We start from the raw sequence: 9677 nt of genomic DNA on the forward strand, positions 1-9677 counted from the left end.
GGTACCTCGTCGTCATCGGCGCCGCCGCCATCGCCGTCTCCCTCTACCTTCCACGGGGCCTGTGGGGATCCCTGACCCACCGGACCAGTTTCGCGATCTTCCCCGTGACCCACAAAGTCCTGCTGGACCGCGCGACGTGACGAGGCCTGACAACGGCCCGCCCGCAAAGGAGTCGCGCAGTCATCACCTGGCCAACGTCTTCGAGGATGGACCGGGGCGGCCCGCGGTCGAAGCCGTGGAATGCGCCGGGGACGACGTCGAGGGTGCCGACTGTGATCCAGGCCGGAGGGAGACCGGTGAGATCCTTGCGGCGAGCTGCGGCCGAGTACGGGGAGACGTCCGGGCCCGCGACGGCGTCGCCGAGGTAGGACGACCAGCCCTACCGGTTGCTCTCGGGCGTCCAGATGCGCACCTTGCGGCAGATCATCGAGGTAGCCGAATACGGGCGACGCGGCGGAGGGATGTGCCCCGTCGTCCGACGGTTTCTGGTGCCCGTGCCGCAAGTGCGGTACTCGGGTAGGCGACTGAAAAACCCCTCAGGTCCGATGCCGGACGTCGGAGTGCGCGGAGTGCGCGGTCAGCTTGCCGAGCAGCTCGATGAGGGTCTGCTGCTCGTCCTCACTGAGGGCGCCCGCCCACTCCTGTTCACGTGCGTTGTGTGCTTGGAAGGCAGTGGTGATCGCATGCAGGCCGGCCTCGGTGAGGCCCAGCTGGACCGCGCGCCCGTCGTAGGAGGCGCGCTCCTTGCTCACCAGGCCGTCCCGTTCCAGCGTGCTCACCAGCGCCGACACGGCGGCTCGGCTCATGCCGGACAGCTCCGCGACCTTCCTCGCCTCAACCGGGCCCGACAACCAGATGGCGAACAGCACTCGGAAGCCGGGCCATGACCAGCCACGAGGACGGTGTACGGCGGATTCGAGGTCGTAGACGAGCATGTTGGCCGCGCGGTGGAGGGTGAGCACCAACCGCATGGCGAGCGGGTCGATGCCGGGGAGTTCCCGCGAGGCCCGGTCGACGGCGTGGTCGATGAACGACCAGAAGTGCAGGTGGTCGGCATCCAGCGGTTCCGGTTCCTGGGTCACAGTCGGAGTCTAGGTCGGGCGGCATCACGGACCGCATGCGGGAAGCAGGCAAAGGTCGGCATCCCGTCCGGGTTTCCGGACCGTGAAAAACCTTCACCCGAGGGCTTCCCCAGAGATGCCGACAGGGGTACGGTCCCCAATTAATCAAAGCATTGATTATACGCCCTGAGCATTAGTCGCCCCGCTTTGTCCCCTAGGTCTGACAGGGGACAGGTCCCCTCCCGGCCGTGCGTCTCGGGCGATCGATCCCAAGGAACCTCGTATGCCCGAAGCACTCGCTCCCCCCAGTCCCGGCGCGCTGCGTGCCTGCATGTCCCGTTTCGCCACCGGCGTCACGGTGGTGTCCTACGCGACCGACAGCGGTCCGCGGGGCGCCACCATGAACTCCTTCACGTCCGTGTCCGCCGAACCGCCGCTGGTCCTGGTCAGCGTCGCCCGCCGGGCCCGCTGCCACGACCAGCTGGCCGACGGGCCCTTCTGCGTGAACATCCTCGGTGCCGAACAGGAGCAGCTGGCCCGGCTGTTCGCCGGTGCCCCGAGCACCGCGGAGCCCCGCTGGGCGGAGGGCGCGCGCGTCCCCCGGCTGGCCGACCCGCTCGCCTGGGTGGAGTGCGAGCCCTGGCGCGCGTACGACGGCGGCGACCACACCCTGGTCCTCGGCCGCGTCACCGCCCTCGGCCACCGCGACGGCGATGCCCTGACCTACGCCTGGAGCCGTTTCGCGTCCACGACCGAGTCGACCGACGGCATCGAGCACCTCTTCTGAAGCCTTCCCCCGGCCCACCCCCTCTCGAGCCCCACCCCACTCCCCAGGAGAACCACCATGGCCGCACGCACCGGCAAGGAATTCCTCGATCGCCTCTCCCAGTCCCGCCCCACCGTGCGCATCCAGGGCGAAACGCTCACCGGAGGAATCCAGGAACACCCCGCTTTCCGCAACGTGGTGCGGACCTACGCCGAGCTGTACGACCTCCAGCACAGCGACGAACACAAGGACGTCCTCACGTACGCCTCCCCCACCTCCGGTGAGCCGGTCGGCACGTCCTTCCTCACTCCGCGCACGCCCGACGAGCTCGTCAAGCGCCGTAAGGCGTTCAAGGTGTGGGCCGACCACAGCAACGGCATGCTGGGCCGCACCGGCGACTACATGAACAGCTCCCTGATGGCGCTCGCCTCGGCCGCCGACTGGTTCGCCCAGGCCAACCCCGCCTTCGGCGAGAACATCCGCCGCTACTACGAGAAGGCCCGCGAAGAGGATCTGCTGTGCACGCACACGCTGATTCCGCCGCAGGTCAACCGGGCGGTGGCGGGCACCCAGCAGGCGGGCGGCAAGCTCGCGGCACGCATCGTGAAGGAGGACGACAACGGCGTGGTGATCCGCGGGGCGCGCATGCTCGCCACCATCGCCCCCTTCGCCGACGAGATGCTGGTCTTCCCCTCGACCGTGCTCCGCGGCACTCCGGAGGACAAGCCGTTCTCGTACGCCTTCGCCATCCCCAACGACACCCCCGGCCTGCGCTACATCGCCCGCGAGCCCCTCGACTACGACCGTCCGCGCCACGACCACCCCCTGGCCTCCCGCTTCGAGGAGTCGGACTGCGTGGTCGTCTTCGACGACGTGCACGTGCCCTTCGAGCGCTGCTTCGCGCTCGGTGACGCCGAGCTGTGCAACGGCTTCTACTCCCAGACGTCCTCCGTGGTGCACATGACCCACCAGGTCGTCACCCGCACCACCGCCAAGACCGAGTACATCCTCGGACTGGTGACACTGCTCACGGAGGCCATCGGCATCGAGCAGTTCCAGCACGTCCAGGAGGACATCGCCGAGATCATCACCACCCTGGAGACGCTGCGCGCCTTCCTTCGCGCGGCGGAAGCCGACGCCGAGGTCAACGAGTACGGGGTGCTGACCCCGGCCTGGGCCCCCCTCAACGCCGCCCGCAACCTCTACCCCAAGCTCTACCAGCGCTTCCCGCAGATCCTGCGCAAGCTCGGCGCCTCCGGCCTGATGGCCACCCCGACCGAACTCGACATCACCGGCCCGGCGGCAGCCGACATCGAGGCCTACCTCCAGTCGGCCACCCTCACCGGCGCCGAGCGCGTGAAGCTGTTCCGTCTCGTCTGGGACACCTGCATCTCCGCCTTCTCCAGCCGCCAGGCCCTGTACGAGTACTACTTCTTCGGCGACCCCGTCCGCATGGCCGGCGCGTACGTGAAGTCGTACGACCGCGAGCCGTACAAGGCGAAGGTCCAGGCCTTCCTGAACCAGCACAGCCTGAACCAGCGCAGCCTGGAGCGCTCCTGATGACGCACCCCCTGGGGAACCCCCCATCGAAGATCATCGCTGTCCATCTCAACTACCGCAGCCGGGCCAAGGAGCGCGGCCGGAGCCCGGCCCAGCCCTCCTACTTCCTCAAGCCCCCCTCGTCGCTGGCAGGCACCAAGGAGGCCATCGTCCGCCCGGACGGGTGTGAACTTCTCGGGTTCGAAGGCGAGATCGCCCTGGTCATCGGCGGCCGGGCCCAGCGGGTGCGGCCGGAGGACGGCTGGTCCCACGTGCGGTGGGTGACCGCCGCGAACGACGCCGGGGTGTACGACCTGCGGTATGCCGACCGCGGCTCCAACCTCCGCTCCAAGGGCGCGGACGGCTTCACGCCGATCGGGCCGCGGCTGCTGGATGCCCGCCAACTCGACCCGGACGCACTCCAGTTGCGTACCTGGGTCAACGGCGAACTCGTGCAGGACGACACCACCGACACGCTCCTCTTTCCCTTCGGACAGCTCGTCGCCGACCTGTCGAGACTGGTCACGCTGGAGCCCGGGGACGTGATCCTGACGGGCACTCCGGCCGGCGCGTCCGTCGTCTCCCCCGGCGACACGGTGGAGGTCGAGGTCACCGGCAGCGGGCAGTCCACCGGGCGGCTGCGCAACCCCATCGCCTCCGGGCCCCCTCTGGAGACGTACGGAGCGATGCCGAGGACGGACGCGGCCGAACGCGAGGCCGCCCACGGAGCCGCGTACACACCCGAGCCCCTGCTCGACGAACGCATCGAGGACGGACTGCGCTCGGTCGCGGTCGCCACACTCAGCGCACAGTTGCGCGGGCGCGGCCTGCCCCACATGTCCATCGACGGGGTACGTCCCACCCGGCCGGACACGAAGATGGTCGGCGTCGCCCACACGCTGCGCTACCTGCCACTGCGCGAGGACCTGTTCAAGCGGTACGGCAACGGCATGAACGCGCAGAAGCGGGCCATCGAGCAGCTGCGACCCGGCCATGTCCTGGTCATGGACGCCCGCCGGGACACATCCGCCGGCACGCTCGGCGACATCCTCGCCCTGCGCGCCCAACAGCGCGGCGCGGCCGGGGTGGTCACCGACGGAGGCCTGCGCGACAGCGTCGCCGTCACCGAACTGGGGCTGCCCGTCTACCACGGCGGAGCCCACCCCTCCGTCCTCGGCCGCCGCCATGTGCCGTGGGACACGGGGACGCCGATCGCCTGCGGCGGAGCCCTGGTGCAGCCCGGCGACCTGCTGGTGGGAGACGCGGACGGCGTGGTCGTCGTGCCGCCCGAGCTGGCCGAGGACCTGATCACCGACTGCCGGGAGCAGGAACAGAAGGAGCGCTTCATCACCGAGCAGGTGCGCGCCGGGCACGACATCGACGGCCTGTATCCCCTCGGTCCCGACTGGCACGAGATGTACGAGCGGTGGCGCAAGCAGCGCAGCACGCAAGGAGAGCCCACATGAAATTCCGCAGCGACCCGTCCGCCATCCGCGGCTCCATCGCTCCCGCCATCACCCCCTTCACCTCGGACGGAGCCGTCGACCACGACAGCCTGCGCGCGCTGATCCGCTTCCAGCTGGAGTCCGGTTCGCACGGCATCTCGCTGGGCGGCTCCACCGGCGAGCCCAGCTCGCAGAGCGTCAGCGAACGGATCGCGGGGATGCGGACGGCGGTCGAGGAGATCGGCGACCGCGTCCCGTTCCTGCCCGGGACCGGATCCCACAAGCTCGACGAGACCCTCGAACTCACCGCCGCCGCGGCGGACTTGGGCGCCGACGCGGCGCTTGTCATCACGCCGTACTACGCGCGCCCCACGCAGGAGGCGCTGTACCAGTGGTACGCGATCGTCGCCCGCGAGTTTCCTGACCTGCCGATCGTCGCCTACAACGTGCCCTCGCGCACGGCCGTCGACATCGCGCCCGAGACGGTGAAGCGGTTGTTCACCGATTTCGAGAACTTCGTGGGCGTCAAGGAGACCACCAAGGACTTCGAGCACTTCTCGCGCGTGCTGCACGCCTGCGGGCGCTCACTGCTGGTGTGGTCCGGCATCGAGCTGCTGTGTCTGCCGCTGCTCGCGCTCGGCGGTGCGGGGTTCGTATCGGCCGTCGCCAATCTCGCGCCCGGCGCGGTGGCTCGGATGTACGAGCTGTGGGAGGAGGGCGATTTCGACGGGGCCCGCGATCTCCACTACCGCCTGCATCCGCTCGTCGACCTCTTGTTCGTCGAGACGAACCCGGCGCCGGCGAAGTGGGTGCTGCACCAGCAGGGACGTATCGCTTCGCCCCATGTCCGCCCGCCGCTCATCTCCCCCACCGACGCGGGCCTGTCGAAGATCCGCGCGCTGCTCCGCGAGGGCGGAGACCTCACCCAGCAGATCGGAGCCACCAAGTGACTGTCGTTCCCCAGGGACTGCCCTCCGTGATCCCGCACTGGATCGGCGGTGCCCTCGTCGACGCCGTGGACGGACGCACCTTCGAAGTAGCTGACCCGGTCTCCAACACGGCCTACGCACAGGCCGCGCGGGGCTCCGCGGCCGACGTGGACCGGGCGGTGACGGCTGCCCGGGTCGCGTTCCCGCAGTGGGCCGGGCTGTCCAACCGGGCACGCGCGGGTGTCCTGTACCGGATCGCCGACGCCGTCGAGGCCCGTCATGACCGGCTCGCCGCCTTCGAGTCGTACGACTCCGGGCTGCCGATCACGCAGGCCCGCGGCCAGGCGCGGCGCGCCGCCGAGAACTTCCGCTACTTCGCGGATGTCATCGTGGCCCTCGGCGAGGAGGCGTTCCGGCAGGGCGACGACCAGTTCAGCTATGTGGTGCGCACACCGGTGGGAGTCGCCGGGCTGATCACCCCCTGGAACACCCCGTTCATGCTGGAGAGCTGGAAGCTGGCGCCCGCGCTGGCATCCGGCTGCACGCTGATCCTCAAGCCGGCCGAATGGACCCCGCTGTCCGCGTCGCTGTGGCCGGAGATCTTCGAAGAGGCAGGCGTGCCCGCCGGGGTGGTGAACATCGTCCACGGCATCGGCGAGGAGGCCGGCCAAGCCCTCGTCGACCACCCGGACGTACCGCTGATCTCCTTCACCGGCTCCTCCGACACGGGCCGGCACATCATCCGGTCCTCCGCCGAGCACCTGAAGACGGTGTCGATGGAGCTGGGCGGCAAGTCCCCGGTCGTCGTCTTCGCCGACGCCGACCTGGAAGCCGCCCTGGACTCGGTCGTCTTCGGCGTGTTCTCCCTCAACGGGGAGCGTTGCACGGCCGGTTCACGCGTACTCGTCGAGCGCCCCCTGTACGAGGAGTTCACCCGGCGACTGGCGGAGCGGGCCGCCAACGTACGCGTCGGACTGCCTTCCGACCCGGCCACCGAGGTCGGCGCGCTGGTCCACCCCGAACACTACGAGCGGGTCCTGAACTACGTGGAGATCGGCAGGAAGGAGGGCCGTCTGGTCGCCGGTGGCAGCCGCCCCGACCACCTCGCCGACGGCAACTACCTCCAGCCCACCGTATTCGCCGACGTCGAACGCGACGCCCGTATATTCCAGGAGGAGATCTTCGGCCCGGTCGTGGCCGTCGCTCCCTTCGACGACGAGACCGAGGCCGTGGAACTCGCGAACGCCACGCAGTTCGGTCTGGCCGCCTACGTCTGGACCTCGGACCTCAAGCGCGGCCACCGCATCGCGCACGCAGTCGAATCCGGCATGGTCTGGATCAATTCCCACAACGTCCGTGACCTGCGCACTCCCTTCGGCGGGGTCAAGGCCTCCGGTGTCGGCCGCGAGGGCGGCGCCCACAGCATCGACTTCTACACCGAGTCGAAGATCGTCCACGTCGCCCTCACCGAGGTGCACACCCCCCGCTTCGGAGCCGCCTCATGACCGTCTCGAACGCCCCCGACGTCGTCCGGTCCGCCTACGCCCAGCTCGCCGTCACCGACCTCGGCGCGGCCCGCTGGTTCTGGGTCGACATGCTCGGCTTCCACATCCAGTACGAGGACGCCGGGTCGCTGTACCTGCGCGGCACGGACGAACTCACCCACCACTCGCTGGTGCTGCGCAAGGGCGACCTGGCGGCCCTCGACCACATCTCCTATCGCGTCCGCACCCCTGAGGACGTCGACAAGGCGGAGAAGTTCTTCGCCGGACTCGGCTGCCCGGTCAAGCGGTTGAAGAAGGGCGAGGGAACGCACGGTATCGGCGACGCGGTCCGCGTCATCGACCCTCTCGGTTTCCCCGTGGAGTTCTTCCACGCGATCGCCCGCGCCGAGCGCCTCATCCAGCGCTACGACATCCGCCACGGCGCCGAAATCGCCCGCCTGGACCACTTCAACATCTGCACCCCCGACATCCCGGCCGCCTACGCCCACTACAAGTCCCTCGGCTTCGGCTGCTCGGAAACGATCGAAGGTGACGAGCACGAGCTGTACGCGGCCTGGATGTACCGCAAGCAGACCGTCCACGACGTCGCCTTCACGGGAGGTGCCGGACCGCGCCTGCACCACGTCGGTGTGGCCACCCACGAGTCCCACCAGGTACTGCGCGCGGCCGACATCTTCGGCTCGCTGCACAAAGAGCACCACATCGAACGAGGCCCCGGCCGGCACGGCGTCTCCAACGCCTTCTACCTCTACCTGCGCGACCCCGACGGCCACCGCGTGGAGATCTACACCTCGGACTACTACACCGGTGACCCGGACCACGAGACGTACCGCTGGAACGTGCGCGACGACCGCCGCCGCGACTTCTGGGGCAACGCCGTCATCGAGTCCTGGTACAAGGAGGCCGTCCCCGTCCTCGACCTGGACGGACGCCCGCGCCCCGTGACCGACACCGTCCTCGACGAGTCCGCGGTTCAGGTGGGTGCGGACGGCCTCGGCTGACACTCCGGGCGGTGGGGGACCCGGAGGCGCCTCGCGCCCTTCCGGGACCCCCTCACCGCACCCTCGACGCACACGGGATCTTCTCATACACCCTATTCATCACACTTTGTAAAAACCGGATGCGACGGTTAGTATCCGGCGGCACGCCTACCTGCCGGCTTGCCGAAGGGCCCGCAGAGGAGACCCATGCCCACGATGACGACTCCGTCGGACGACACCTCCGCAGGACGCTTCGAGTTCTGGCGGAACGTGATCGGCCAGAGTTTCGTGCCGCTGGAAGCGCTGCCGCGCGAGGTTCCGGACTTCCACGCCTCCCTGCACACCTCTCAGCTCGGCGCGGTGCAGGTGTCGGTCGTGGCCGCGGATCCGCACGGCGTCGCCCACACCCGAAGGCACATCACCTCCGACCCGGCCGATTTCGTCAAGGTGGGTCTTCAGCTGGCCGGGCAGTGCATGCTGAGCCAGGCGGACCGCCAGGCCCTGCTCAAGCCGGGCGAGCTGGCCATCTACGACACCCGGCACCCGTACACACTCGACTTCGACCAGCCGTACCGCACACTCGTGCTGATGTTCCCGCGGGTCATGCTCCGGCTGCCCGAACGCGACCTGACCCGCATGATCGCCACCACCGTGTCGTGCAGCGACGGGCTGGGGCCCGTAGTGCACCCGTTCCTGTGCGGGCTGGCCGGGCAGGTGCGGCAACTGGACGCTCTCGGCACCCAGCGGCTCGCGGACAGCGTGGTCGATTTGGTCGGCACGATGCTCTCGGACCGGTGCGCCGTGCACGTGCCGCAGCAGGACGACGGGCGGGAGCTGCTGGCCCGGCGGATCCTCACGTACATGGAACAGCGGCTCTCCGACCCTGGGCTCGGCCCCGACCGCATCGCGGCCGCCCACCACATCTCGCGGCGCTTCCTCTACAAGCTGCTGGCCGAGCGGGGATACACGGTCTCGGGCTGGCTCCGGGAGCGTCGCCTCGCCGAGTGCCTGCGCGACCTCGCGGACCCCGCGCTCGCCCATATGCCCGTCGCCACCGTCGGAAGCCGCTGGGGCTTTCCGGACCCCGCCCACTTCAGCCACACCTTCAGGAGCGCCTACGGCATGAGCCCGTCGGAGGCACGCGGGGCCGGGCGCACGGCGCTTGGCGCGTAGGGGTCCTTGCACTACGCCCACCCGGGTCACGCGTCCTGACACCGCACCTGGCCGGGCGACGGCACCGGACCGCGGGAGTCTCATCGGGCACTCATGGCGCAAGGGCCGCTAAGCGAGCGCTCAGCGGCTCACGCGGTTTCGCTGCCCTCTCGCTGGGAGGCGGCAGCGGTCCGCGACGGCGCTGCGGAGCGAATCACGAGCGAAGCCGCCGTCTCCAGACCCGGCCCCTTTGCTACCACTCACGCGACGGCCAGGACCACCGAGGTGGTCCTGGCCGTC

8 protein-coding genes are annotated in these 9677 nt (G+C 69.5%); 7 read left to right on the forward strand and 1 reads right to left on the reverse strand.

The window, feature by feature from the left end:
• Positions 1-536: 536 nt before the first annotated feature.
• On the reverse strand, positions 537-1082 hold the full coding sequence (locus ABZ281_RS22805) for a MarR family winged helix-turn-helix transcriptional regulator (RefSeq protein ID WP_355918373.1): 546 nt from the start codon (positions 1080-1082) through the stop codon (positions 537-539).
• Positions 1083-1344: 262 nt separating this feature from the next.
• On the opposite strand from ABZ281_RS22805, the gene ABZ281_RS22810 reads away from it, so the two are divergent.
• From ABZ281_RS22810 to ABZ281_RS22840, 7 genes are all read left to right on the forward strand, one after another.
• Positions 1345-1848 (forward strand): flavin reductase family protein, encoded by a 504-nt coding sequence (locus ABZ281_RS22810; protein WP_356658132.1) that lies wholly within the window; start codon positions 1345-1347, stop codon positions 1846-1848.
• A 57-nt stretch (positions 1849-1905) separates the two neighbouring features.
• Positions 1906-3387: a 4-hydroxyphenylacetate 3-monooxygenase, oxygenase component gene (gene hpaB, locus ABZ281_RS22815; RefSeq protein ID WP_356658134.1), complete on the forward strand. Its 1482-nt coding sequence runs from the start codon at positions 1906-1908 to the stop codon at positions 3385-3387.
• Positions 3387-4832 (forward strand): fumarylacetoacetate hydrolase family protein, encoded by a 1446-nt coding sequence (locus ABZ281_RS22820; protein ID WP_356658136.1) that lies wholly within the window; start codon positions 3387-3389, stop codon positions 4830-4832. Before hpaB ends, ABZ281_RS22820 begins: the two co-directional genes overlap by 1 nt.
• Positions 4829-5761 carry a 4-hydroxy-tetrahydrodipicolinate synthase gene (gene dapA, locus ABZ281_RS22825; RefSeq protein WP_356658138.1) on the forward strand — a complete coding sequence of 311 codons (933 nt, stop codon included), beginning with the start codon at positions 4829-4831 and terminating at the stop codon, positions 5759-5761. Before ABZ281_RS22820 ends, dapA begins: the two co-directional genes overlap by 4 nt.
• Entirely contained in the window at positions 5758-7245 is a 1488-nt protein-coding gene (gene hpaE, locus ABZ281_RS22830) for a 5-carboxymethyl-2-hydroxymuconate semialdehyde dehydrogenase (protein WP_356658140.1), read from the forward strand. Before dapA ends, hpaE begins: the two co-directional genes overlap by 4 nt.
• Positions 7242-8246, forward strand: a complete 1005-nt coding sequence (gene hpaD / locus ABZ281_RS22835; protein ID WP_356658142.1) for a 3,4-dihydroxyphenylacetate 2,3-dioxygenase — start codon at positions 7242-7244, stop codon at positions 8244-8246. The genes hpaE and hpaD overlap by 4 nt, the downstream gene beginning before the upstream one ends.
• A 186-nt stretch (positions 8247-8432) precedes the next feature.
• Positions 8433-9398 (forward strand): helix-turn-helix domain-containing protein, encoded by a 966-nt coding sequence (locus ABZ281_RS22840; protein WP_356658144.1) that lies wholly within the window; start codon positions 8433-8435, stop codon positions 9396-9398.
• The last annotated feature ends 279 nt before the right edge of the window (positions 9399-9677 follow it).

Origin of the sequence: Streptomyces sp. NPDC006265, assembly GCF_040613555.1 — a bacterium.
In the GTDB taxonomy this organism is placed as follows: Bacteria; Actinomycetota; Actinomycetes; order Streptomycetales; family Streptomycetaceae; genus Streptomyces.

Bases quoted from the DNA above. Each gene is read 5' to 3' on its own strand.
- ABZ281_RS22820 (WP_356658136.1), top strand. From the start codon at position 3,387: ATGACGCACCCCCTGGGGAACCCCCCATCGAAGATCATCGCTGTCCAT.
- hpaB (WP_356658134.1), top strand. From the start codon at position 1,906: ATGGCCGCACGCACCGGCAAGGAATTCCTCGATCGCCTCTCCCAGTCC.
- ABZ281_RS22840 (WP_356658144.1), top strand. From the start codon at position 8,433: ATGCCCACGATGACGACTCCGTCGGACGACACCTCCGCAGGACGCTTC.
- hpaD (WP_356658142.1), top strand. From the start codon at position 7,242: ATGACCGTCTCGAACGCCCCCGACGTCGTCCGGTCCGCCTACGCCCAG.
- dapA (WP_356658138.1), top strand. From the start codon at position 4,829: ATGAAATTCCGCAGCGACCCGTCCGCCATCCGCGGCTCCATCGCTCCC.
- ABZ281_RS22810 (WP_356658132.1), top strand. From the start codon at position 1,345: ATGCCCGAAGCACTCGCTCCCCCCAGTCCCGGCGCGCTGCGTGCCTGC.